At 74.3% G+C, this 23,864-nt stretch carries 24 protein-coding genes; 10 read left to right on the top strand and 14 right to left on the bottom strand.

Features of this window, described 5'->3' with window-relative positions:
- Nucleotide 1 precedes the first annotated feature (1 nt).
- Nucleotides 2-1,273: a cytochrome P450 gene (locus ACFYYW_RS15780; RefSeq protein WP_387649178.1), complete on the top strand. Its 1,272-nt coding sequence runs from the start codon at nucleotides 2-4 to the stop codon at nucleotides 1,271-1,273.
- A 24-nt stretch (nucleotides 1,274-1,297) separates the two neighbouring features.
- Here ACFYYW_RS15780 and ACFYYW_RS15775 read toward each other — a convergent pair whose 3' ends face one another.
- Nucleotides 1,298-2,071 (bottom strand): methyltransferase domain-containing protein, encoded by a 774-nt coding sequence (locus ACFYYW_RS15775; RefSeq protein WP_387649175.1) that lies wholly within the window; start codon nucleotides 2,069-2,071, stop codon nucleotides 1,298-1,300.
- 163 nt (nucleotides 2,072-2,234) lie between these two features.
- A complete protein-coding gene (locus ACFYYW_RS15770) occupies nucleotides 2,235-3,353 on the bottom strand; it encodes a methyltransferase (protein ID WP_387649173.1) in 1,119 nt (372 codons plus the stop codon).
- 305 nt (nucleotides 3,354-3,658) lie between these two features.
- Here ACFYYW_RS15770 and ACFYYW_RS15765 point away from each other — a divergent pair, with 305 nt between their 5' ends.
- Nucleotides 3,659-4,702, top strand: coding sequence for a hypothetical protein (locus tag ACFYYW_RS15765; RefSeq protein ID WP_387649171.1), 1,044 nt, complete (start codon nucleotides 3,659-3,661; stop codon nucleotides 4,700-4,702).
- 22 nt (nucleotides 4,703-4,724) lie between these two features.
- Here ACFYYW_RS15765 and ACFYYW_RS15760 read toward each other — a convergent pair whose 3' ends face one another.
- The 5 genes from ACFYYW_RS15760 to ACFYYW_RS15740 form a co-directional block, all read right to left on the bottom strand.
- Complete coding sequence (locus tag ACFYYW_RS15760; RefSeq protein ID WP_387649169.1) at nucleotides 4,725-5,180, bottom strand: MarR family winged helix-turn-helix transcriptional regulator; 456 nt, start codon at nucleotides 5,178-5,180, stop codon at nucleotides 4,725-4,727.
- A 7-nt stretch (nucleotides 5,181-5,187) separates the two neighbouring features.
- The gene (locus ACFYYW_RS15755; RefSeq protein WP_387649166.1) at nucleotides 5,188-5,472 is read right to left on the bottom strand and encodes an HPP family protein; all 285 of its coding nucleotides are present in this window, start codon (nucleotides 5,470-5,472) and stop codon (nucleotides 5,188-5,190) included.
- Nucleotides 5,473-5,936: 464 nt separating this feature from the next.
- Entirely contained in the window at nucleotides 5,937-6,875 is a 939-nt protein-coding gene (locus tag ACFYYW_RS15750) for a CU044_5270 family protein (protein WP_387649163.1), read from the bottom strand.
- Nucleotides 6,875-7,444, bottom strand: coding sequence for an RNA polymerase sigma factor (locus tag ACFYYW_RS15745; protein WP_352326896.1), 570 nt, complete (start codon nucleotides 7,442-7,444; stop codon nucleotides 6,875-6,877). Before ACFYYW_RS15745 ends, ACFYYW_RS15750 begins: the two co-directional genes overlap by 1 nt.
- A 103-nt stretch (nucleotides 7,445-7,547) precedes the next feature.
- Nucleotides 7,548-8,384, bottom strand: coding sequence for an SAM-dependent methyltransferase (locus tag ACFYYW_RS15740; protein WP_387649160.1), 837 nt, complete (start codon nucleotides 8,382-8,384; stop codon nucleotides 7,548-7,550).
- 210 nt (nucleotides 8,385-8,594) lie between these two features.
- Between ACFYYW_RS15740 and ACFYYW_RS15735 the strand changes: the two genes are divergently transcribed.
- The 8 genes from ACFYYW_RS15735 (at nucleotide 8,595) to ACFYYW_RS15700 (ending at nucleotide 16,708) form a co-directional block, all read left to right on the top strand.
- The gene (locus ACFYYW_RS15735; protein WP_387649157.1) at nucleotides 8,595-9,800 is read left to right on the top strand and encodes a CoA transferase; all 1,206 of its coding nucleotides are present in this window, start codon (nucleotides 8,595-8,597) and stop codon (nucleotides 9,798-9,800) included.
- Nucleotides 9,801-10,199: 399 nt separating this feature from the next.
- Nucleotides 10,200-10,883, top strand: coding sequence for a hypothetical protein (locus ACFYYW_RS15730; RefSeq protein ID WP_387649155.1), 684 nt, complete (start codon nucleotides 10,200-10,202; stop codon nucleotides 10,881-10,883).
- 4 nt (nucleotides 10,884-10,887) lie between these two features.
- Nucleotides 10,888-11,676: a glycosyltransferase family 2 protein gene (locus ACFYYW_RS15725; protein ID WP_387649153.1), complete on the top strand. Its 789-nt coding sequence runs from the start codon at nucleotides 10,888-10,890 to the stop codon at nucleotides 11,674-11,676.
- Entirely contained in the window at nucleotides 11,673-12,848 is a 1,176-nt protein-coding gene (locus ACFYYW_RS15720) for a 2-phospho-L-lactate transferase CofD family protein (RefSeq protein WP_387649150.1), read from the top strand. The genes ACFYYW_RS15725 and ACFYYW_RS15720 overlap by 4 nt, the downstream gene beginning before the upstream one ends.
- 5 nt (nucleotides 12,849-12,853) lie before the next feature.
- On the top strand, nucleotides 12,854-13,477 hold the full coding sequence (locus tag ACFYYW_RS15715) for an HAD family hydrolase (RefSeq protein WP_387649147.1): 624 nt from the start codon (nucleotides 12,854-12,856) through the stop codon (nucleotides 13,475-13,477).
- Nucleotides 13,478-13,485: 8 nt separating this feature from the next.
- Entirely contained in the window at nucleotides 13,486-14,232 is a 747-nt protein-coding gene (locus ACFYYW_RS15710) for an NTP transferase domain-containing protein (protein ID WP_387649145.1), read from the top strand.
- Nucleotides 14,220-15,473 carry a lipopolysaccharide biosynthesis protein gene (locus ACFYYW_RS15705; protein WP_387649143.1) on the top strand — a complete coding sequence of 418 codons (1,254 nt, stop codon included), beginning with the start codon at nucleotides 14,220-14,222 and terminating at the stop codon, nucleotides 15,471-15,473. The genes ACFYYW_RS15710 and ACFYYW_RS15705 overlap by 13 nt, the downstream gene beginning before the upstream one ends.
- Complete coding sequence (locus ACFYYW_RS15700; RefSeq protein WP_387649141.1) at nucleotides 15,470-16,708, top strand: glycosyltransferase family 4 protein; 1,239 nt, start codon at nucleotides 15,470-15,472, stop codon at nucleotides 16,706-16,708. Before ACFYYW_RS15705 ends, ACFYYW_RS15700 begins: the two co-directional genes overlap by 4 nt.
- A gap of 4 nt (nucleotides 16,709-16,712) precedes the next feature.
- Here ACFYYW_RS15700 and ACFYYW_RS15695 read toward each other — a convergent pair whose 3' ends face one another.
- The 7 genes from ACFYYW_RS15695 to ACFYYW_RS15665 all read right to left on the bottom strand — a co-directional run bounded on the left by ACFYYW_RS15695 (nucleotide 16,713) and on the right by ACFYYW_RS15665 (nucleotide 23,651).
- On the bottom strand, nucleotides 16,713-17,684 hold the full coding sequence (locus ACFYYW_RS15695) for a glycosyltransferase family 2 protein (RefSeq protein WP_387649139.1): 972 nt from the start codon (nucleotides 17,682-17,684) through the stop codon (nucleotides 16,713-16,715).
- Nucleotides 17,685-17,766: 82 nt separating this feature from the next.
- Complete coding sequence (locus tag ACFYYW_RS15690; protein WP_387649137.1) at nucleotides 17,767-18,768, bottom strand: hemolysin family protein; 1,002 nt, start codon at nucleotides 18,766-18,768, stop codon at nucleotides 17,767-17,769.
- Entirely contained in the window at nucleotides 18,765-20,075 is a 1,311-nt protein-coding gene (locus tag ACFYYW_RS15685; protein ID WP_387649135.1) for a hemolysin family protein, read from the bottom strand. The genes ACFYYW_RS15690 and ACFYYW_RS15685 overlap by 4 nt, the downstream gene beginning before the upstream one ends.
- Before the next feature lie 111 nt (nucleotides 20,076-20,186).
- Nucleotides 20,187-20,573, bottom strand: a complete 387-nt coding sequence (locus tag ACFYYW_RS15680; RefSeq protein WP_352326573.1) for a pyridoxamine 5'-phosphate oxidase family protein — start codon at nucleotides 20,571-20,573, stop codon at nucleotides 20,187-20,189.
- A 98-nt stretch (nucleotides 20,574-20,671) separates the two neighbouring features.
- Nucleotides 20,672-21,364: a sigma factor-like helix-turn-helix DNA-binding protein gene (locus ACFYYW_RS15675; protein ID WP_352326571.1), complete on the bottom strand. Its 693-nt coding sequence runs from the start codon at nucleotides 21,362-21,364 to the stop codon at nucleotides 20,672-20,674.
- Nucleotides 21,334-22,452 carry a hypothetical protein gene (locus tag ACFYYW_RS15670; protein WP_364419249.1) on the bottom strand — a complete coding sequence of 373 codons (1,119 nt, stop codon included), beginning with the start codon at nucleotides 22,450-22,452 and terminating at the stop codon, nucleotides 21,334-21,336. The genes ACFYYW_RS15675 and ACFYYW_RS15670 overlap by 31 nt, the downstream gene beginning before the upstream one ends.
- Nucleotides 22,449-23,651: a sensor histidine kinase gene (locus ACFYYW_RS15665; RefSeq protein WP_387649131.1), complete on the bottom strand. Its 1,203-nt coding sequence runs from the start codon at nucleotides 23,649-23,651 to the stop codon at nucleotides 22,449-22,451. Before ACFYYW_RS15665 ends, ACFYYW_RS15670 begins: the two co-directional genes overlap by 4 nt.
- Nucleotides 23,652-23,864 lie beyond the last annotated feature (213 nt).

The following is a 23,864-nucleotide window of genomic DNA, read 5'->3' as shown; positions in this document are numbered from 1 at the left end:
CATGAGCGTGGACGAGCGGTTCGTCAAGAACTTCGCCGAGCCCGGCGACGACGAGGTCGTCGGCACCCGCAGCGAGATCGTCACCGGCCCGGTCTCGGACTGGGCCACCGACTTCTCCCACCTGGAGCCGGAGTGGGCCGCCGACCCGTACCCCATCCAGGACGACCTGCGGCGGCGCTGCCCCATCGCGCACACCGACCGGTTCGGCGGCGGCTGGCTGCCCACCCGCTACGAGGACGTCGCGGCCGTCGCCTACGACACCGAGCGGTTCTCCTCACGCTCGATCATCATGAGCAACTTCCGGCCGCCGCGGGAGAGCGCGCCGGTGGGCGGCACGCCGCCGATCTCGTCCGACCCGCCCTTCCACCACGACGCCCGCAAGCTGCTGCTGCCCGCCTTCACCAAGACGGCGGTCGCCAGGCGGGAGGAGTCGACGCGGGCGCTGTGCCACGAGCTGATCGACGGCCTGGAGGGCCAGGACGTCGTGGACGCCGCCCGCGACTACGCCCAGCACATCCCGATGCGGGTGATCGCCGACATGCTCGGCTTCCCGCCCGAGGACGGCCCGCGCTGCCGCGAGTTCATCGAGAACGCCCTGGAAGGCGTCAACCTGCCGCCCGAGCAGCGGACCGCCAACATGGGACGGCTCTTCGACTACCTGCTGGACCAGATCCGCGACCACGTGGAGCACCCGCGCGACGACCTCACGACGTACCTCGTCGAGGCCGAGCTGTACGGCCACAAGCTGGAGGCCGGGCACGTGGCGGGCACGATCGCGCTGCTGCTGATCGCGGGTATCGACACGACCTGGAGTGCGATCGGCGCGTCCCTGTGGCACCTGGCCAAGACGCCCGCCGACCGCGAACGCCTGGTCGCCGAACCCGCCCTGCTGCCCACCGCCATGGAGGAGTTCCTGCGCGCCTACGCCCCCGTCACCATGGCCCGCCTCGTCAAGGACGACATGCACTGGAACGGCGTCGACATGAAAGCCGACGACTGGGTCCTGCTCTCCTTCCCCGCCGCCAACCGCGACCCCGCCCACTTCGACCACCCCGCCGACGTCCGCATCGACCGCGAAGTCAACCGCCACGCCGCCTTCGGACTCGGCATCCACCGCTGCGTCGGCTCCCACCTGGCCCGCATGGAACTGCGCACCGCCCTCGACGTCTGGCTCCAGCGCATCCCCACCTTCACCCTCGCCGACCCCGACGCCGTCACCTGGGCGACGGGCCAGGTCCGCGGCCCCCGCACCCTCCCCCTCCGCATCGGCTGACCCTCGCCACTCCCCCTTGGCCCATCACGCCGCTTCGGCCGTCACCAGGAACAGCAGGGCCGAGGCCAGGAAGGGGCGGGAGCGCAGGTCGTCGAACCACTCCTCGGCGCCGGGTTCGAGATATCCGGCGCCGACGGCCCTGACCAGGTTGCGGCGCAGGCCGAGGACGTGGTCGGCGGTGGCCAGGTCGCGGAAGACCGGCGCGACCGTCACCACCGACCGCACCGCGAGGCCGGCCTCCTCGCACAGCCGGGCCAGGCTGCGGCCCAGCGTGCCGTGGCGGACCATCTCGGTGGAGATGAACCGGGCCAGCGTCCGGCCGACGTCCGGGCACGGGGAGTCGATGAGCATGCCCTCCCAGTCGGGCTCGGCCATGACGATCCGCGCCCCGGGACGCGCCACCCGGCGGAACTCCGCCAGCACCCGCGCCGGGTCGTCCACGTGTTGCAGCACCCGGTCGGTACGGGCCCGGTCGATGCTCCGGTCCGCGACCGGCAGCTCGTGCACGTCCCCGGGACGCACCTCGACCTGGGGCCGTCCGGCCAGCCGGGCGCCCGCCTCGGCGACCATCGCCGGGTCGCGGTCGAGGCCGATCACCCGTCCGGTGGAGGTGACGGCGTCGGCCATGGCCGCGAGGTCGGTGCCGGGGCCGCAGCCGAGGTCGAGCACGGTGTGCCCGGGCCGCAGCGCCAGCAGGTCGAGGACCTGCCGCTTGTAGCCCCTGCCGACGTCGGTCGAGGCGACGTGGTCGAGGTAGGCGATGGGGTCGGGGCGGGAGGCGGGGTCAATGTCGATCATGAACCCAGCCAACCAGACACGTGCGCAGATCCCGGGGACGCCAGGTGAAGGTTCCGTGCAGCCGAGCTCCCGGCCGCGCGACGCAGCCGGGAGTCGAGCGGGCGCCGACCGAGTGCCCGGCCGGGCGCGGGCAGGCGGCCCGGCCGGGCGCGGGTGGAGGGCGTCACGTGCGGCGGAGGCGCCACAGGGAGGTGATCTCGGCGGTGCGGGCGGCGTGCAGGGGATCGGTCCGGTCGGAGGCGCGCGGGTGGCGTGGCCGGGTCCGGAGCCGGCCCACGACCCGCAGGCCCGCGTTCGCGAAGGCGGACAGCAGTTCGGCCCGGGTCCGTAACCCCAGCCGTTCGGCCAGGTCCGACAGGATCAGCCAGCCCTCGCCCTCCGGTTCGAGATGCTCGCCCAGGCCGCCGAGGAAGGCGCGGAGCATGCGGCTGCCGGGGTCGTAGACCGCGTGGTCGAGGGGCGAGGCGGGCTCGGCCGGCAACCAGGGCGGGTTGCAGACGACGAGCGGCGCGCGTCCGGGCGGGAAGAGGTCGGCCTCCAGGACGTCGACCCGGCCGGACAGCCCCAGCCGTCGCAGGTTGTCGCGGGCGCAGGCCACGGCGCGCGGGTCCCGGTCGGTGGCCACGACGCGCTCGACGCCTCGGCGGGCGAGGACCGCGGCGAGCACGCCGGTCCCCGTGCCGACGTCGAACGCCCCGGCGCGCGAGACCAGCGGGGCCGCGGCCACCAGGTCGACGTACTCGCCGCGCACCGGCGAGAAGACGCCGTAGTGGGGATGGATGCGGTCGTTCAGGGCGGGCACCTCGACGCCTCGCCTGCGCCACTCGTACGCCCCGACGATGCCCAGCAGCTCCCGCAGCGAGGTCACCGAAGCCTCCGTCGCGGGCCCGTAGACCTGCGCGCACGCGCTCCGCACGTCGGGGGCGCGCCGCAGGGGGACGCTGTGGTCCGGGTCGAGCGGCACCAGCAACCGGCCCAGCGTGACGGCCCGCTGGGAGCGAGCCTGCCGGTACTGGTGAAAGGCCCGCGCGGGCGACGACGCAGGCGCGGGGGTGGGTGGGCGGTGGTCGGCGCGGCGGGTCATGGCGCGCAGCAGGCGGCGGGCGGCGTGGAAGTCGCCGCGCCACAGCAGCGCGGTGCCCTCGCAGGCCAGCCGGTACGCCGTGGCCGCGGCCAGGCGCTCGTCGGCGATCACCACGCGGGCGGGCGGCGGCGAGCCGTTCTCCGAACGCCAGCGGGCCGAGCGGGCCTCGCCGTCTTCGGTCCAGCGGATCTCGAGCACTCGGGCTCCTCATGATCGAACCAGTGATGGCCATGAGAAGCACTTCGACGCGGAGAGGGTCAGCCTGTGGCGGCCTCCCGCGAGGAAGTGCGCGCCGGGGCGTCGCCGAGAACCATGCCGGGCGGCGGGAACGACATGATCAACCTCCTCGCGGTGCTGGGAACCCCCTCATCCTAGCTTCACGGACGGACGTCGAGCGCTGTCAGGTTCCTCCTGACCGCGTTTCAAGGACAGATCGGGTCGAGCCGGAATACGGTGGGCCGTTGACCATCGGCCAACGCCCGCAAGCCCTACGGAGTCTCTCCATGCGTACCGCAGCGGCAGTCCTCTCCTTCGTGCTCGCCCTCGCCCTTCTCCCCGCCCAGCCGGTGACGGCCGCTGTTGCCACCGGGGCGGCCGCCTCGCCGCTGCCGGGCGGCAAGTCCACGTTCGTCGTCTCGCAGGGCCACCTCCAGGCCGCCTCCCGGCAGAACTGGGTGCGCCTGGGCACCTACCGCTTCGCCGCGAACGGCACGGTGAGCGCCTCCCTGTACCTGTGGTGGCAGCGTTTCCCCAAGGCCAGGCAGCGCACCGGCACCGTGCCCGACCCGAGCTGCACCACCAAGGCCGGCGGCGTCTCGTCGCGGCCACGCGGCTGCGAGGTGCTGACCGCGGGCGGCTACACGGGCGGCCCGAGCGAGACCCGTACGGGGACGTACACGCTGGCGGGCAACGTGCTCACGATCCGGTGGAAGATCGCCCAGACCTGGACCGAGCAGTGGTACGTGCGCACCTCGCCCGACAGCAGGCTGGCCCGTCTCGACCTCAAGGGCAGCAGCCTGGCCACGCACGGCTACGGCTACGGCAGCAACGCCGCGATCGGCACCCGGCGCGCGATGAGCTCGGTGCGGGCCTTCCCCGGCTCGCTCAGGCAGGACCTGACGAGCTGGGCGAGCGGCACGCTGGTCAACTCGGCGAACCAGCCGTTCGGCCACTCCTCCTTCCGCGCCTGCAAGTCGACCACCTCGTGCCTGACCTACCTGCAGCCGTCCTCGCGGGGGGCGTGCCAGAAGTCGGGCGGCTGCCCCAAGTACGGCGGCGGCACGAAGGCCAATGTCAGCTCCATCCAGTACTACCTGACGACTATCTCCAAGTCCGACCGGCGTGACACGCTGTGGCACTGGTGCACGTGCCTGGCGATGGAGCGCGGCGAGTTCTGCTACACGGGCAACTCCCATGTCAAGCCGCTGATGCAGGTCATCGACGACACGGGGGCCTTCCGCGGCTGGGTCGGGGTGGAGGCGTCGTTCTCGACCGGTTCGCGGGCGACGGACATGCTGGCGGTGCTGCGCATCTCCGACTTCCGCTGACCGCAGGGGCCAGAAACCGGGGTCAGGAGCCGGAGCGCAGGTCCTCGGCGGCCTCCTGGTAGGCGCGGGCGGCCCGGTCGAAGTAGTCGTAGAGCACGTCGAGGTGCTCGGCCGGGTAGCCGGCGAGGATGTCGCCGATCTTCTGCCGGACGGGGGCCATGACCTCGTCGAGCTGGGCGGGTTTGCCGACCGGCTCGACGATCACCTTGCGGCGGTCGTCGGGGGCGGGCACGCGGCGGACGTACCCGGCCTGCTCCAGCCGGTCGATCAGCCGGGTGGTCGGGCCGGTGGTCAGGCCGGTGCGGACGCCGAGCTCGCCGGGGGTCATCGGGCCGGCCAGTTCGAGGATGTTCAGGGCGTACAGGTCGGTGGCGCCCAGGCCGCAGGCTTTGGCGCCGGCGTGGCCGTGCAGCATGACCGCGCTGAGGTAGCGGCGGTAGCGCCGGCCGGCGTCCGACGGGTCGGGGGTGTTCGGCACGCGGTCCTCACTTCCTGTCCTCCTTCTTGGGGAAGATAAATCCTCCAAGAAGTAACTTCTTCTGCGAAGTTACCACGCGGGAGACGCGCAGGCGTCCCAGCGCGAGCAGGAGGAGGGTCGTGAGCACCACGGCGGTCAGCAGGACGGCCAGGTTCAGCGGGGTGCGCAGGAAGCCCAGCGCCACGATCAGCGTGGTCGCGCCGCCGGGCGGATGGGAGCTGTCGGTGGCCGGCATGCCCAGCGTCGTGCAGGACAACGCGATCACGACGGCGAGCACCCGGCGACCGCGCACGCCCCGGCGACCCGCGCCCTGACCGCCCCCGCCCCCGTCCCCGGGCCCGGGCCCGGCCGCCGGCCCCCCTCCGCGCCCTCCGCGCCTTCCGCGGCGGCTTCGGCGCTCATCGGGGCAGCGCTCCACCGCGGGCGCGATACACGATGTGCGGCCTCGCCGGAAAGGCGTCGGGCGCAACCATGCCGAGTCGTCCGTGCCCGCACCTTGGAGTGGTGTCGTGGAGCGGCCATGGATTACCGAAGCCACCGGTCCCACGTTTTTCACATAACAGGCCACCTGTTCATCGCTCCGCCGACGGCCGAAAGGAAATTGCCAGCAGCCGGCCCACCCTCGACGCGCCCGGCCGGCACGGGCCCGGACGGGACGGGCCCGGACGACGCCGCCGTCCGGCGGAGCGACGTTGTTCACCCCCCATTACAGAGCTTTTCCCGTGAGGTTTTCCAATGGTGATGAATTGCGGGCCCTCAGGGACGCCGTCCGGGTTCGTCGACCAGGCCGGTGCCGAGCTGGGCCGTCCAGGTGACCGGGGTGCCGGCGGGCACATCGGCGCTGCCTCCCGTCCACGTGAAGGCGCGGTCGGTCACGCTGACGCCGTAGGTGCCCAGGAAGCGGTAGTCGGCGGGGCTGAGGATGAGGTCGTAGCGGGCCCAGTCGCCGGTGTAGCTGAAGGCGACGCCGCGCCGGCCGGCGGCGTCGACCGCGTCGGGGATGACCTGCACGCCCTCGATGCCCGACAGGGCGCGGAACAGCGCGGCCCGCACCCGCGGCGGGAGCGCCTGCTCGCCCATCAACTGGTAGATCGCCTGGAAGAGCCGCTCGTTCATGGGAGTCGGCGGGTCGCCGGCCGACGAGTCGAGCGGGCGCAGCGCGGCCTTGAGCCGGTCGGTCACGGTCTGTGCGGTGACGGGCTCCACGGCCAGGTCGGCGGCGCCGACGCCGGGGTGGGTGTACTGGACGAGGAGCTCACCCTTGTCGTCGTACCAGGCGATCTTCTTGCCGTCGACGCTCGTCCACACCTCGGAGGTGATCCGCCTGCCCGTGTCGACCCCGTACCCGCTGTAGGCGCCGGGTGCGGCGCTCAGTTCCTTGACGTAGAGCCACTGGTCGCCGCGGGCGCCCGGGTCGGGGGCGCCCTCCGCCGCGCCGGCGGCCCATTCGCTCAGCTCCCGCACGCTCGCCACCGGTGCGGCGCCGGGCGCACGGGTCGCGGTCCAGCCGAGGCCCGCCAGGACGGCCAGGACGAGCGCCGTCGCGAGCCGCCACACCGGACGCGCCGGACGCCGCCGGGGCGGCGCGGGCGTCCGTACCTCGGTCAGCAGCCTGGCCCGGGCCGCGCCCTCCGCCTGCGGCGTCATCTCCGGGACGGAGCGGCGCAGTCGCCGTACCGCGTTCAGGTCGTCCATCAGTTCTCCTCCTCCGCGGGAAGCACGGCCTTGATCTTCTTGCGCGCGCGGTGCATGCGGGAGCGCGCGGTTCCCGCCGGGATTCCCAGGGCCTGCGCGGCCTCCTCCAGGCTCATGTCCTCCCACGCAACGAGCAGCAGGACGTCGCGGTCGCCGGGCGACAACGCCGCCAGCGCCGCCAGCAGCCGGCGCTCCTCGCCCTGGGCCGCGACGCGCCGGGTGACGACGTCCCCGAGCGGCTCGGGCAGCGGCTCCGCCCCGGTACGGCTCAGCGCCCGCAGGAGCCGTTCCTCGTCGCGCCGGTGCCGGGCGATCAGCTTGGTGGCGATGCCGTACAGCCAGGGCCTGGCCAGGCGGACGGCGGGATCGTAGGACGCGCGGCGGCGGAAGGCGGCCAGGAACGTCTCCGCCACGATGTCGTCGGCGGCCTGCGTGCCGAGCCGGCGCGCGACGTAGAGGTGGATCTGCCGGGCGTGGCGGTCGAACAGCGTGGCGAACTGTTCGGGGTCGTCCCGGGAGCGGAGGATCACCTCCGCGTCGTCCTGCTCCGAGAGGTTCTGCAGGGTCACATCATTCCTTCCACGGGGACGGCGGTCACATCGCTGTCTCCCGCAGGCCGCATCATCGTTCACGGCGGTGGCGGGAGGGCTGCGAGGGCCGTCCGGTGGAAGGTCAGGGGATGCGGGCCACGGCTCCGTAGTTGCCGGACGAGGCGGGGGCGTCCGCGCAGGCCGGGTCGTCGTCGGCGGCGGGACGCCACTCGGGCACCCACACCAGGCCCGGCTCCAACAGGTCGAGACCGTCCAGCAGGTCCGCGACCTCGGCGCGGGTGCGCACGTTCAGGCCGGGCAACGTCATGGCCAGCATGCCCCGCACGGCCGGGGCCAGCTCCCCCGGCACGCCGTCGAACGTGATGTGCAGCAGCCCGAGGAAGCTGCCCTCGGGGACGGCGTGCCGCAGCCGCTTGACGACGGTGCGGGCGCATTCGTCGTCAAGGCTGTGGGCCGACAGCAGCAGCACGGCGATCGGCCGGTCCCAGTCGAGGAAGGTCTGCACCACCGGGTCGCCGAGCATCTCGTCCATCTCCCGCACGTCGCCGTCGACCACGCGCACCAGGTCGCAGAACGGCTCGATGGTGGCCTGGGCCAGCGTCAGGGCCATCGGGTCGCTCTCGACGTACACGACGCGGACGTCCGGGCCGGGCGAGGTCAGGCGGGCCACCTCGTGCAGGCGGCTGCCGCCCGAAGGGCCGTTCGGCACGCCGCTCCCCACGATCATGAATTGGTCCACGCCTTCGACGGCGGCCAAATGAGCGATCACTCGCGTCAGGTATTCAAGAACGGCACGGGCCGCGGTGGTGGCGACGGGAGTTACTTGATCGAAATGGCGAACCAGGTCTCGGTCGGCGAGGAAGTTGTTCTTCCCGCCCGCGGCGGCGTCAAGTATCCGCGTGATCCTGGCGTGCGCCGTGCCAAGCCTGGCCAAGTTGCGGACAGCACGCTGGCGCATGAGCGTTGCCCCTTTCCCCTCGCCGCCACCTTCTTGCGGTAGGCGATCTTTGGACTTCACTCGTGACTCAGACCATATGTTCCAACAATTCCAGTTAATGACAATGGGGCAGACCGGTTATTTCGGGAAATGTTTGTTACCAGAACTTCCGGGCCAGATCATCGGGCCGCCGTCCGCGCGTAGGATCGGCGGATCGACAGGGAGGTGGCCGTGGCGGAGGAGCATGCCGCACCGCTGGCCGGGATGCGGGTCGTGGAGCTGTCCAGCTTCGTCGCCGCGCCGCTCGGCGGGATGACGCTGGCCCAGCTCGGGGCGGAGGTCGTCCGGGTCGATCCGGTCGGCGGCGGGCCCGACGCGCGGCGCTGGCCGCTCGCGCCCTCCGGCCACAGCCTCTACTGGGCGGGGCTGAACAAGGGCAAGCGCTCGGTCACCGTAGACCTGCGTTCGGCCCGGGGGCGCGCGCTGGTCGCCGATCTGGCCGTCGCGGCGGGCACGGTGCTCACCAACGCGCCGCCCCGGCCCGGGCTGTCGTACGAGGAGCTGGCCGGGCGTCGTCCCGATCTGGTGTACGCGCGGCTGCTCGGCCACCGCGACGGCCGTCCCGCCGTGGACTACACGGTCAACGCCGGGCTCGGCCTGCCGTACGCGACCGGCCCCGCCGGCCACGACGGCCCGGTCAACCACGTGCTGCCGGCCTGGGACGTCGCCTGCGGCCTGTACCTGGCCGTGGGCCTGCTGGCGGCCGACCGCCACCGGGCCGCGACCGGCCGGGGACGCCGCCTCGACGTGGCCCTGCACGACGTCGCCCTGGCGACCATGGGCAACCTGGGCCTCCTGGCCGAGGCCCAGCTCGGCGGCGCCGGCCGGCCGCGCATCGGCAACGACCTCTACGGCGACTTCGGCCGCGACTTCGCCACCGCCGACGGGCGGCGGCTCATGGTCCTGGTGCTCACCGAACGCCACTGGCGCGACCTGGTCGCCGCCACCGGGCTGTCGCGCGTGGTGTCGGCGCTGGAGGAGGCGCTGCCCGCCGACTTCCGCTCCGAGTCCGACCGCTACGTCCACCGGGAGGCGCTGGGCGGGCTGCTCGCGCCGTGGTTCGCCGCGCGCACGGCGGCCGAGGCCGAGGAAGGGCTGAAGGGCACGTCGGTGCTCTGGTCGCGGTACCGGACGCTGGCGGAGCTGGCGGCCGGCGGGGCGGCGGCGCTGCGCGCGGAGCCGCTGATGGCCCCGCTCGACCAGCCGGGCGTCGGCCCCCACCTGGCCCCGGGCGGCCCCCTGCTCCTGGACGGCCGCCAGGCCCCGCCGTCGCCCGCGCCCGAGCTGGGCGAGCACACCGACGAGGTGCTGGGCGAGCTCCTGTCCCTGTCCCCGGCACAGGTGGCCGGCCTGCGCGCGGAGGGCGTGGTCGGCTGACCGCGATTTGGTCATGCCCGAAACCGTGGTTACGGGCCCGAAAGATGAGAAGTCGCGGGAGCGCTCCCAACACGCTGAAACACCCGCCGAGCTGGGCTCACCTGAAGACGATCCAAGTTTCACCTAAAAAGCGCCGGACAGAACACTGCCCGCCCGGACTTCCCGCCCGGTCTTGACATCGCAGGCAGGCCCTTTGCGGTCCCCCTTCTCCTGCATCGTTCCACCGACCGCGCTATAACCCCTGACCTGGACTTTCAGGCCGACACTACTGTTAGTCAGCAAGTCCGCAAGTTCCGGTGGGTCCGTTATCCGATATTGCGGTGGCCGCCGCCGGGACAGGTGACATACTGCGTTGGGAGCGCTCCCGTGACCCTTCGATGACGCCCACGAGGACCGGTAGTGAACCATCCCGACCCCCTGCTCGACGCCCCGCGCCCCTGGGCCGCCCACATCTGGTGGATCGCCCTGGCCGTCGGCGCGGCCGGCTTCGCCTTCGTCTGGCTGGCCACCCCGCACGCCCGCGAGATCGACGCCGCCTGGCAGCTCGCCGCCAAGCTGCTCGCCTTCGCCTGCCTGTGCTGCGCGATCGCGTTCTTCCCCTGGGTGTCGCCGCGCCTGCACTGGTTGCTGTACGCGCCGTTCGTGTTCCTGACCGGCTACCTCATCCCGAGGATCAGCTGGTTCTACTACGGCGACGGCGCGCGGGCACACGGCGACGACTTCTACACGCACCTGTACCTGCTGCTCTACCCGGGGATCGTGCTGACGGCCGCCGCCGCGTACCGGATCGGGGGCGGCTCACCGGGCCGCTGCCTGAAGATCATGGCGAGCGGGGTGCTGATCGTGTTCTCCGGCTTCCTGGACGTGATGTGGCAGGTGGTCAACCCGGTCGAGATCCCCGACCGGATCGACGCCCCGCACATCAACCTGTTCACCGGCGGGCCGATCCCGTTCTGGGGGGCGGTCGTGTTCACGCTGGCGCACGTCCCGGTCGTCGCCGGGGTCAACCTGCTGCCCCTGGACCGCTGGATCGGGCGCCTGACCGGGGCCGGCGCCGACACGGACGCCACCCGGAGGAGGTGACCCCTTGCCGAACAGGCCGGCCGTCGACGTCTCCGTGGCGGCACCCGCGTACAACGAGGCGGACAACATCGCGGCGGCGGTGACGGAATGGCGGGAGTACCTGGAGCGCCACCCGGCGGTGGCCACGTGGGAGATCGTCGTGTGCGACGACGGCAGCTCCGACGCGACCGGGCGGATCCTGCGCGAGCTCCAGGAGGACTGCCCGCAGCTCGTCGTCGTCACCTTCGCGCGCAACCGGGGGGCGGGGGCCGCCATCGCCGCGGCCGTCGCGCGCACCCGGCTGGACTGGGTGGTGCTGCTCGACTCCGACGGCCAGTTCCCGATCGCCAACCTCGACGCGTTCCTGGAGCGCATCCGGGCCGGCGGCGGGCCCGCCTTCTCGGGGGCGCGGGTCAGGAAGGCCGACAGCCTGCCGTACCGGTGGGGGTCGGCGGCCAGCGGCGCGGTCAGCAACCTGCTGCACCGCACCCGCTACCGCGACTTCAACTCGATCTTCAAGGTGGTGCGCGGCCCGCTGTTCAGGGCGCTGCCGCTGGAGTCGGCGGGGATGAACTGCTCCACCGAGATCACCGCCCGCGTGGCCGAGCTGGGGCACGTGTGGGAGGAGCTGCCGATCGAGCACCGCGAGCGCGGCGGCGGCAGCCGGGGCTGGCGGTTCTGGCGCGGGGCGCGCGACCGGGCGCTGTTCGTCGGCTACCTCGGGCTGCGCCGCTGGTTGCTGCGCCGGGGCGTGCTGCGGGCGCCGCTCGCGCCGTTCCCGCTGGGCCGCTCCCCGCTGGAGGAGGTGCGGTGAGCACGGTGACGCGCAGGGTGTCGGTGGCCCTGTTCGGCGGCGGGCGCGGCGGCGCCGGCATCGCCCGCGCGCTGTTGCGCACCCCGGGGACGAGCCTGTCGCTGCTGGTCAACGGGTACGACAACGGGCTGTCCACGGGCGCGCTGCGCCGCTGGCTGCCGGGCATGCTGGGCCCGTCCGACTTCCGCAAGAACCTGCTGCTGCACCTCGATCCCGGCGACCCGCGCCACACGCTGCTGGAACGCCGGCTCCCGCCCGGCGCCACCCCGGCCGACCTGGACGCGCTGATCGGCGACGTCGCCGCGGCGGGCCCGGCGGAGGCGGCGCGGGAGCTGCGGGTCGTCGCCGGCCGCCTGGCCGCCCGGCCGGGCGGGCTCGACCTGGCCGACTGCGCGCTGGGCAACCTGGTGTTCGCCGGGGCGTACCTGCGGCTGGGCGAGGACTTCAACGCGGCCGTCCGGGCGTGCGCCCGCACGTTCGGCTCGCCGGTGCGGCTGCTGAACGTGACCGGCGGCGAGAACGCGTTCCTCGTCGCGCTCAAGCAGGACGGCCGGGTGCTGGCCGACGAGGCCGACATCGTCGCGCCGCAGGACGGCGTGCCCATCACCGGCCTGTTCCTGCTGCGCGAGCCGCTGTCGGCGGCCGACCGCGGCGCGCTGGCGGGACGCCCGGCCGAGCGGGTGCGCGAGCTGCTGGCCCGCCGGTCCGCCGTGGTGACGCCGAACCCCGAGGCGTTGCGGGCCCTGGCCGAGGCCGACCTGATCGTGTACGGCCCCGGCACCCCCCACTCCTCGCTGCTGCCCAGCTACCTGACCCCGGGCCTGGCCGAGGCCCTGTCCGGGAGCGGGGCCGCGGCCAGGGTGTTCGTCGTGAACGTCGGCGGCGACCACGACGTCCAGGGGCTGACGGCCACGGACCTGGTGGACCGCACGCTGGCCTACCTGGGCGACCCGGGCAACGAGCGGGCCACGATCACGCACGTGCTCAGCGGCCGGGGCGCGGGCGCTCCCGTCGTGCCGGCCCGCGTGCTGGAGCGGGGCTCGTGGGCGGGGGCGCGCTGGATCAGCGCCGACCTGGAGGACCCGGCCCGGCCCGGCGCCCACTGCGGCCCGCGTACGGCCGAGGCGCTGCTCGCGGTGCTCGGCGAGGCGCCGCTGGCGCGGGCCGGGTGAGCCGGATGCTGCCCTGGACGGTCTGGCTGTGCGACCTCGACGGCACGCTGGTGGACTCGGCCCCCGCGCACGAGGCCGCCTTCCGCCACGCCCTGGCCGAGCACGCGCCCGGCGCGCTGGAGACCTTCCGCTACGCCGACCACGCGGGCGCGAGCACCGCCGCGGTGGCCGCCCGGCTGACCGGCGACCCGGCGGCGGCCGGCCGGCTGGCGCGGCACAAGCAGCGGCTCTACCGCGGCTACGTCGAGGCGGGCCTGGTGCGGCCGTTCCCCGGCGCGCGCCGCCTGCTGGCCGCGCTGGGCGCGGCGGGCCGGGCCGCGTACCTGGTGACGGGCGGCAGCCGGGCCTCGGTGGAGCGGGTGCTGGCCGCGTGCCCGCTGCCGGTGCGCGGCGTGCTGACCGCCGACGACGTGCCGGTGAGCAAGCCCGACCCGGGGTTCTACGCCGCGGCCTGCCGCCGCTGGGGCGTGCGCCCGGCCGCGGCCGTGGCGCTGGAGGACTGCGCGCACGGCGTGGCCTCGGCCGTCGGCGCCGGGCTGGCGACGCTGCACGCGCACACCGCCGAGCCCGCGCCCGGCGCGGTCGCGGCCCCTGACCTGGACCACATCGTGTCCCTGCTGGAGAGGTGATCGGCGACGTGAGTGAACGGCGGGTGTGCGCGGTGATCCCGGCCGCCGGACGCGGGACGCGGCTCGGCCACGACCTCCCGAAGATCATGATCAGCCTGGCCGACGGCGTCACCGTGTGGGACGTCCTGCACCGGCGGCTGCGCCCGGCGGCCGGGCACGTGCACGTGGTGGTGTCCCCGGCGGGCGCGGGGCCGTTCGGCGAGCTGGTGGCGGGGACGCCCGGGGTGTCGGTGAGCGTTCAGGAGCGGCCGACCGGGATGGGCACGGCGATCTTCGGCGCGGCCGGGCACTGGTCCGGGTACGAGACGATCCTGGTGGTCTGGGGCGACCAGGCGAACCTGTCGGCGCGGACCGTGCGCCGGGTCGTCGCCGCCCATCCGGGCGAGGGGCTGACGCTGCCGCTGGTGCCGATGGACGACCCGTACGTGGAGTACGAGCTGGCCGGGGGCGAGCTCGTCCGGGTGCGGCAGTCGCGCGAGGGCGAGGCGTGCCGGCCGGGCGGGCTCAGCGACATCGGGGTGTTCTGCCTGGCCACCGCGGGCCTGCGGGAGGCGTGGGAGCGGTACGCGGCGGGCGCGGCGCGCGGCGCGGCCACCGGCGAGGTGAACTTCCTGCCGTTCCTGGCGCATCTGTCGCGGGCCGAGGGATGGCCGGTGACGGTCGTGCCGGTGACCGATCCGGCCGAGGCGCGCGGCGTCAACACGGCCGACGACCTGGAGTTCGCCCGGCGGGCGTACGCGCGGTGCACGGGCTGAGCGGCCGCGCGGCGGACCTCGTCCGGGGGCACCGGTGGGCGGCGGGGCCGACGCTGGTGAGCACGGCGGCCAGCGGCCTGGCGGCGGCCACCACGCTGGTCGTCGCGCGGGGCGCGGGGGCGAGCGCGTTCGGCCGGTTCACGGTGGTGTTGTCGATCGCGTTGATCGTCACCGTGGTGATGCTGACGAGCCTGCACTACGTCGTGCTCCAGGAGCTGCCGCGGGCCGCGCCGGGCGAGCGTCCTGCGCTGGTCACGACGGCGCTGGCGGCGACGCTGGCGATGAGCGCCGGGCTGGCCGCGCTGGGCCTGCTGGCCGCCCCGCTGCTCACGCCCGCGCTGAACGTGGACGTCCCCACATTGACCTACGGGCTGGCGCTGGCGGCGTCGATGACGGTCAACCAGCTCGCGGACGGGTTCCTGCGGGGGCTCGGCCGGTTCGCGCTGGTGGCCCGGCTCAAGCTGGCGGTCGCGGTCGCCTACCTGGGCGCCGCCTGCTTCTGCCTGCTGGTGCTGGGCATCAGGGACGCCGGTCCGTACCTGGTCGCGCTGATCGCGACGAACGCGGCGTTCGCGGTGGTGGCGACGGCGGCGGCCGGGGTGCGGCCGCGGGCGTTCTCGGCGCGGCTGGCCCGCTCGCTCTACCGGCACGGCGCGTACGTGACGGCCGTCGCCGCGCTGACCGGCCTGCTGTTCGGCGTGGACGTGCTCTACCTGAACCACTGGGCGGCCCCGGCCGACGTCGGCGTGTACGCGGTCTACAACGGCTTCCCCAAGCGGCTGCTCGGCGTGGTGTTCACCGACGGCGTGCTGCTGGTGCTGCTGCCCAGGATGGCGACCGCCGACAAACCGCTGCTGATGCGGCGGATCGCCCGGCTGGTCCCGGCCGTGGCGGGGGTGACGGCGGTCTTCTCCTTCGCCGCGAGCACGGTGTTCTTCCTGCTGATGGGCGGCGAGTACCCGTACTCGACCGGGCTGATGACGCTGTCGGCGCTGGGCATCGGGGCGCACACGGCGTTCAACCTGTACTCGGTGGCGCTGTCTATGGACGGGGTGCGCGGCGCCCGCGTGCTGATCGGCTGCCTGCTCGTGAGCGCGCCGGTCGCGCTCGCCGTGCCGGCCTGGTGCGTCCGGTGGCACGGGGTGGCCGGCGGCCTGGCCGGGTTCGCGCTGGTCAACCTCCTCCTGCTGGCCGTCGTGGCCGTGACGGCCGCGCGCGTCTACCTCAAGGACCTGTCATGAGAATCGCCTGCGTGGTCAACCAGTTCCCGCCCAACGTCACGGCGGGGCTCGGCCGCTACGTCGAGCTGATCACCCCGTGGCTCGCCCGCGAGCACGAGCTCACCGTCCACACGCTCAACGTCGGCGACCTGCCGGTGGACGAGCGCGTGGACGGCGTCACCGTGCACCGGCCGCGCGTCCGGCTGCCCGGCGCGCGCGGGCGGCGGCTCAACCGCACCCGTCGCGCCGAGTTCCTGCTGCTGGCCGCGCAGGTCGTGGTCAGCGACTGGCGGTACGTGCGGCGGCTGCGCCGCGGCGCGCGGCCGGACCTGGTCGCCGTGCACGACTCGACGAACTTCCTGGCCGCCCTGCTCTGCCACCACCTGCTGCGGCTGCCGGTGGTCCTGCACGTGCACACCACCGAGTACGGCGTGGCCGCGCAGCGCAGCATCCGCGACCCGCTGAACCTGTTCGCGGCGCTGGAACGCCACCTGGCCCGGATCTCGCGGCGGGTGGTGGTGGCCACGCCCGAGGTGCGCGAGCAGCTCCTCGCCGCGGGGTGGCGGCGTACGCCCGTCGACGTGGTGCCGCTCGGCGGCACGTACGAGCGGGTCGTCGCCGATCCGGCCTTCGACCGGGACGCTCTGCGGCGGGGCGCGGCGGCGCTGCGGCGGCGGCTGGGGTTGTCCGAGCGGGACAAGGTGCTGCTGTTCGTCGGCAGGATCGAACGCCAGAAGGGCGTCTACCAGCTGCTGGAGGCGATGCGGACGGCGTCGGCCGCCGTGCCGGGGCTGCGGCTGCTGATCGTCGGCGAGGGGGACGAGGTGGGCGTCCGGCGCATCGTGGCCGCGACCGGGCTGCGCGGGCGGGTGCTCACCTCGGGCCGCTTCGTCACCGGCCGCGAGCTGCTGGAGTACTACGAGCTGGCCGACGCGTGCGTGTTCCCCTCGCTGTTCGAGCCGTTCGGGCTGGTCGCGACCGAGGCGATGGCCCTGGGACGGGCGACGCTCCTGGGCGACGGCTTCTCCCGGATCTTCCTCGGGGACGACCCGGCGCGGCCCGCGGCGCGGTTCGTCCGGGCCGCCGAGCCGGCCGACATCGCGCGCGGGATCGTCGACGTCATGTCGGACGAGGCGCTGCGGCGGTCGCTGGGCGAGCGCGGCGAGCGGTTCGTCCGCGAGAGCCTGAGCTGGGAGCGCGCGGCGGCGGCCACGACCGCGGTCTACCGGGCGGCGCTCAAGCCGCCCGCCTCCTAGAGGGTCAGGCCGGGCCGCCGCGCAGCACGCGCAGGGAGCCGACGGCCAGGCCGGTGACCAGCACCACGTGCGCGGCCAGGTGCACGGCCATGAAGTAGGCGGTGAAGGCCGGGCCGCGCTCCCGGTGGACGAACCGCAGCAGCTCCGGATCGGCCACCACGAACCACCCGACCAGCACGACGGGCACCGCGAACAGCGCCGGCGCGAACAGGCCGAGCGGCAGGCAGGCCAGCGCCAGCGCGCAGGCGAGGATGCCGGCCCGGCTGTTGGCGTTCTCCGGCTTGGCCGCGCCCCGCCTGGCCGTGGCCAGCGCGAGCGGGATCAGCGGCAGCGCCCGCCGCCACTGCTCCGACAACACGGGCAGGAAGCGGTGGCCCTCGTCGTGCCGGCCGGCCACGGCGTCGGTCAGCACGATCCGGGTGTGGACGGCCAGGCGGCTGCTGTACTCGACGTCCTCGCAGTCGCGCAGGCTCTCGTCGAGCCGGCCGGCCCGGGTCAGCACGTCACGGCGGATGGCGGCCAGGGCGAACACGACGCTGTTGACCTCGCCCAGGTGCCGGCGGCGCCAGTGGACCTGGTGCAGCAGCCGGTACCACTCGACCGGGCCGTCGTCGATCAGCGGCTCGGTGTCGTAGACGCCGTGCACGCAGCCGACGCCCGGATCGGCCTCCATGATCGCGACGGCCTGCGCGACCGCGTCGGGCCGCAGCGCCACGTCGCTGTCCAGGAAGAAGATCACCTCGCCGGTCGTGTGCTCGACGCCGGCGTTCCTGGCCGCCGACACGCCGCGGTTCTCGGGCAGGCGCACGACCCGGCAGCCCAGCTCCTCGGCGATGGCCGCCGAGCCGTCGGAGCCGGCGTCGTCGACGACCACGATCTCGTCGGGCAGGCGGGTCTGGGCCAGCACCGACTCCAGGCACAGGCGCAGGGTCCTGGCCGCGTTGTAGCACGGCACGATCAGCGAGACCGTCGTCACGAGCGTTGCCCTCCGGCGAGTTCCCCGGTCGCGGTCACCACGGCCCGCGGCCCTGCTCCATGATCTCGCACGGACCCCCGTCTCAGCCAGTCATGATCCCGCCGAGCACGTCGTCCAGGGTGACGACGCCGAGCACCCGTCCTGACTCGTCGGCGACCGCGGCGAGCTGGGCGCGGCGGGCGCGCATGACGGCCAGCACCTGGGCCAGGGTGGCGGTGGCGGGCACCTGCGGCAGGGCGCGCACGGGCAGCGGCTCGGCGGCGCCGTGGCCGTTCAGCGCGTCCAGGACGTGCAGGTAGCCGCGCAGCTCGGCGGGGTCGGCGCCGTGCACGGGGAAGCGGGAGTGGCCGTGGCGGCCGGCGTACCGTTGCAGGCCGGCGCTGTCGATGGTCTCGGGCACGCTGACGACCTCGCTCATCGGCACCATCACCGAGCCCACCGGGCGGGCGTGCAGGGCGAGGGTGGCGATCAGGCGGTCGCGCTCGTCCTGGCGGAGCAGGCGGTGGCGGCGCGACTCCTCGATGAGCACGGGCAGCTCGCCGGAGGTGTAGACGGTACGGACCTCCTCGGCGGACGGGACGCGCAGCAGCCGCAGCACCACCCCCGCCATGGCCTTGACCAGCGTCAGCACCGGCCGGGTCGCCCTGGCCAGCACGAACAGCGGCGGCACCAGCCACAGCGCGGCCACGTCGGGCGCCGACAGCGCCAGGTTCTTCGGCACCATCTCACCGATGATCACGTGCGCCGCGACCACCAGCAGCAGGGCCACCGCGAAGGCGATCGGATGGACCAGCCGCTCGGGCAGCCCTGCGGCGGCCAGCAGCGGCCCGACCGCGCCGGCCACCACCGGCTCCCCGGCCGCGCCGAGCACCAGCGAGGCCAGCGTCACGCCGAGCTGCGCCGCCGCCAGCATGGTGGGGACGGCGTTCATGGCGGCGAGCACGGCCTGCGCCCGCCGCGACCCCTCGCGCGCCCGCGGCTCGATCAGGGTGCGGCGGGCGGAGATGAGCGCGAACTCCGCGCCCACGAAGAAGCCGTTGACGGCCAGCAGCAGCACGATGACCAGCCCTTGGGCGAGGCTCACCGGCGTTCCCCCGCCGGGCCCGGCGCGGTCAGCGTGACCTGCTCGACCCGGCGTCCCCGCATGGTCTCCACGCGCAGGACCCACTCGCGGACCACCACCTCGTCGCCGGGGTCCGGGATGCGGCCGAGCGCGGCCAGCACCAGCCCGGCGAGCGTCTCGTAGGGGCCCTGCGGCATGCGGAAGCCGGTGCGCTCCTCGACCTCGTCGGCGCGCAGCAGGGCCGGCAGGTGCACGGAGGCGCCCGGCGCGAGCAGCACGGGCGAGGGCTCGTCGGACTGCTCCTCGGGCAGGTCGTACTCGTCGGCGATGTCGCCGATCAGCTCCTCCGCCAGGTCCTCGACGGTGACGACGCCGGCCAGGCCGCCGTACTCGTCGATCACGACGGCCATCTCGGCGCGGGCGGCGGCCAGGCGCTCCTGCACGACCTCCAGCCGCAGCGTCTCGGGCACCTGGAGGGCGGGCCGGGCGATCGCGGCCACCGGGGTCGTGTCGCGTTCGGACGGCGGCACCGCGCAGGCGCCGGGGACGCTGGCGATGCCGAGGATGTCGTCGCGTTCCGCGCCGCAGACCGGGATGCGCAGGTGGCGGCGGCTCCTGGCGAGCTTGAGGAACTCGGTGACGCTGGTGGCGCCGGGGACGGTCACGCAGTCCGTACGCGGGGTCATGGCCTCGGCCGCGGTCTTGCCGCCGAAGCGCAGGGCCCGCTGGAGCATGGCGGCGGTGCCGGGCTGGAGCACGCCGGCCTCGGCCGACAGGCGTACCAGGAGGCCCAGCTCCTCGGGCGAGCGGGCGGAGGCCAGCTCCTCCTGCGGCTCGGCGCCGAGCCGTCGGACGATCGCGTCGGCCACCGCGTTGCACAGCCGGATCAGCGGCCCGCACGCCGCCGAGAACGCCCGCTGCGGCGGCGTCGCCAGCCGGGCCACCGCGAGCGGCCTGGACAGGGCGGCGTTCTTGGGCACCAGCTCGCCCAGCACCATCTGCGCCACCGTGGACAGCGCGATCGCCAGCACGACCGGCAGCGCCGGGACGCCGCCGAGCAGCGGGTCGAGCAGGTCGGCGATGGCGGGCTCGGCCACGACGCCGAGCAGCAGCGAGGTGACGGTGATGCCGAGCTGGGCGCCCGACAGGTGGAACGACAGCCGTTGCACTGCGGCCTCGACGCCCTGGGCGCCCCGGTCGCCGTCCTCGGCGAGCTGGCGGACCTGGCCGCGTTCGACGGTGACGAGGGAGAACTCGGCCGCGACGAAGATGCCGTTGGCCAGGATCAGGGCCAGGGCCGCGAGCAGTTGGACGGCGTCGAGGAGCACGTCAGCCCGGGCCCTCGGGTAACGCCGCGGGCGGCCGGTCGTACTCAGACTCCACGGGCGAAAGCTAGCATCCGGGTTGGGCGTGCGGAAGTCATGACGAACCGCCAGTGATCAGACGTTGCCCATCACGCGCGTCACCTGGATCTCCAGCACCACCCTGGACGGGTTGGGCCGGGGCGGCTTGTAGCGGGCGGTGTACCGGCGTTCGGCGTCGGCGACCTGCTCGGGCTCGGTGCGCACCACGGCCCGGCCCTCCAGGGTGGACCAGCGGCGGCCGTCGACCTGGCACAGCGACACCGCGGCGCCGTCCGCGCCGATCAGCCTGGCCTTGCGCGAGGAGCCGGAGGTGATCACGCGGGCGGTCGCGGTGTCCAGGTCGAGGGTCGCGCCGACGGGCACGACGTGCGGCGGGCCGCCGTCGCGGGCGGTGGCGAGCGTGCACAGGTGCCGCTCCTGCCAGAACGCGGCGAACGCCTCGCCCAGCTCGGCCAGGTCCACGATCCTCCTCAGGGTTTCCGGACGCCTGCTCGGGGCGCCGGACGCCCACTCGGGGCCTCCGGGCGAGCGACATCGTATCCGCCCGGCGAAGGGGCGGCTCAGGAGGCCGGGCCCTGGCGGGCGTGGGAGGTGTAGATCCCGACCTCGTCGGGGCGGATCAGGCCGTCCTGGATGGCGCAGATGAGCAGTTTCTCCTTGGTCGGCGCGGGCCGGCCGGCCGCCGCGTACTTGACCCTGGCCCGGTCGATGTACTGGCGCACGGTGCGTTCCTTGATGCCCATGCGGGCCGCGACCGACGCCTTCGACATCGACTGGAACCAGAACAGCAGCGCCGCCCGCTCCTTGTCCGACAGCTGGGGGCGATGCGGGCCCTCGTCCGTGGCGATGGCCTGGGCCATGGGCAGCGTCACGGACGGCCGGTCGGCGGCCACCTCCATGATCGTCTCCAGGCAGGACTCCCGGGTGGCGCGTCCCTTGCCGATGAACGCCGACGCGCCCGCGTCCAGCACCGCCCGGACGATCTCGGGCTCCTCGTGCTCGGAGAAGACGATCACCCGCTGGCCGCCCGCGCACAGGCCGCCCACCCGGTCGGCGACCATCGTGCCGTTGAGGTTGAGGTCGAGCAGCAGCACGTCGGCGGCCACGCCGCGGACCGACTCGATCGTGGGCCCCTGGGCGACCAGCTCGACGCCGCTGCCCGGCCCGAACCACGAGCGCACGCCGTCCACCACCACCTGGTGGTCCTCGACCAGGGCGACCGTCACGGGCGCTGCCAGATGCTGTTGACCCATACCTCCCCTCCCTGGCGCTGGTAGGTGACCACGACCCCGCTGGGCTCGCGCACCGGGGTGGGGCTGACCGGCAGGTCGTCGTTGTCGGCGACGACGGCCACGCTCACCATGGCCGACATCGCCGACACGGTGACCCTGGCCCGCGAGCGGGCGCCGTCCAGCGCCAGCACGGGCGCCCTGAGCAGATCCTCCCGCACGCCCTCGGGCAGCGCGGGCAGGTTCTCGCCGAACGGCGGCGCGGTCACCAGCACCTGACGCCGCTCGGCCGCGTCGATGCGCTCGCGCAGCGCGGCCACCAGCGCGTCCGGGACGTCCTCGCGCTCGGTGATCAGGCGGCGCAGCCGCATGGCGCCGGCCGTGCAGTCCTCGCGGACGCGCGGGTCGCCGGGGTCGGCCCCGTCGGCGAGCTGCTGGAGCAGCGACTCGGCCACGTCCCTGATGGCGGCGTACCTGCGGATGCGGTCGGCGTGGATGCTCCTGGCCGACTCCCGCCAGGCGTCGTCGGCGGCGAGCCGGCGGGCCAGCAGCACGGCGTCCTCGGCGCGGGCGCGCAGCAGCGCGCAGCCGGCCGTGTAGCCGAGCTGCATGGTGACGCCGCCGACGATGACCACCAGGTACTTGGCGAGCGAGACCCGGTCGAGCGCCCCGGCCACGGCCATCGCGGCCAGCATGACGGCGGCGTTGACGGCCAGGAACGCCCCCAGCTCCGTCCGCCAGCGCGGCCGGTTCCAGGCCAGCATGACGCCCAGCCAGCCGACCGACCCCCATCCCCAGTCGCTGATGCCGAGCAGGTCCTGCGGGCGGCAGGCCACGATCACCGCGACGTCGGCGGCCAGCGCCGCGACCGCCAGGCCGAGGACGCGGTCGGGGCCGCGCGAGGTGCGCGCGAGCGACAGGCCCGCGATCACGCCGACCGCCGTGTAGACGACCCAGGCGGCCGCCGCGAGCACCGGCCACCGGAAGGAGCTCCAGCCGGTGACGGTGACGGTGAGGTCGTAGCCGGTGTGCCAGAAGCCGGCGATGACGGCCGCGCCGAGCGCGGTGTAGCGGGCGTAGCGCTGGGCGACCTGCTCGATGTCGTCGGTCACGGCCGCCACCACATGCTCACCCGCGTGCCGGTGCGGCCGGAGGAGATCCGGGCGCCGCCGCCGCGCAGCTCGTTCATCGTGTCGAGGATCGAGCCGCGCACGCCGAACCGGTCGGGCGGCAGGCGGTCCTGGTCGAAGCCGTGGCCCGCGTCGGCGACCTCCACCCGGATCTCGCCGTCGTGCCCGCTGGAGACCAGGACGGCCTCGGCCACGCCGGCGTGCAGCGCGACGTTGGCCAGGGCCTCGGTGACGGCGCGGGCGAAGTGCTCGGCGACGTCGCCGGGGACGGTCTGCGGCATCAGCCGGCGGCGCACGTCCAGGCCGGGCACGCGGCCGGCCACCTCGTCGAGCAGCGCGTCGAGGGCGATGAGGGCGGTCTCGGGGCGCGGCCGGTCGCGCAGCTTCTCCAGCGCGGCCAGGTCGGCGCCCACCTGGGAGCGCAGGGTGGACGACGGCTCGTCGTAGGTGCCGAGGCCGACCATGGTCAGGGTGTGCAGGGCGGTCTCGTGGATGCTGGCGGCCTGGCGCAGCTCGTCCTCGCGGCGCAGGCGTTCGACCATGAGGGCGATCTCGGCCCGCGCGCTCTCGCGCAGGAACGCGTCGGCGGAGGCGGCCGAGCGGCGCAGCAGCGTCATCAGCATCACGATCGCCAGGAGCTGGACGAGGTGGATGCCCAGCGTGCCGGCCACGTCCTGGGACGGCGCGGCGAGCCGCACCCCCGCCAGGTACGCCCCCGCCACGGCCAGCCCGGCCGGCACGGCGATCCGGGGCCGCCAGGTCACCCCGATGACGACGATCGTCATGGTGACCAGCCCCGCGATCCAGCTCGACCCGGCGTCGAACGCCCGGACGGGCACCAGGTGCCCCTGGACCAGGCAGGCCGCCACGGTGGTCGCCGCGTCACCGGCCACCAGCCAGTGCGGCAGCGGCTCCTCGCCGCGCAGCCAGCGCAGGTACAGCCCGGTCCACACCAGGCCCGCCGCCAGCGCGGGCGCCAGCCACGCGGCCGAGACCGGCGGGACCGCGCCGAGGCCGGCCGCGACCACCGACACCAGGCCGACGGCCCCGCGCGCGCCCGCGGCGGTACGCGCGACGGCCTTGTCGAGCTGCCGGGTCGCGGAGTCGTACCTCGTGTCGTGCCGCGTGTCGTGTCTCGGGTCGAGCCTGTCGCCGAGACGCGTGGAGCCGGGGTGAGCCATGTGCGATCCGCCCGCGAAGAGAGCACAGGACGGGTCTCACAATATCGACTTCGAACAGGCTTGTTCCCGTCATGACGGTCGGCTGGTTCCATGGCTCTTCCTCGGGGGGCCGGCGGCTCTCCGGCGCGCGTGCGCCGCCCTGCCTCACTGTGGGTCGCGCGGGCCCGTGGCGGCATGACGGCCGATCGGCCGTCGTGCCGCCACGACGGCTGA

The sequence above is a fragment of the Nonomuraea sp. NPDC001831 genome, from assembly GCF_042892035.1.
Lineage (GTDB): Bacteria > Actinomycetota > Actinomycetes > Streptosporangiales > Streptosporangiaceae > Nonomuraea.
This window is presented reverse-complemented; position numbering and strand designations above follow the sequence as displayed.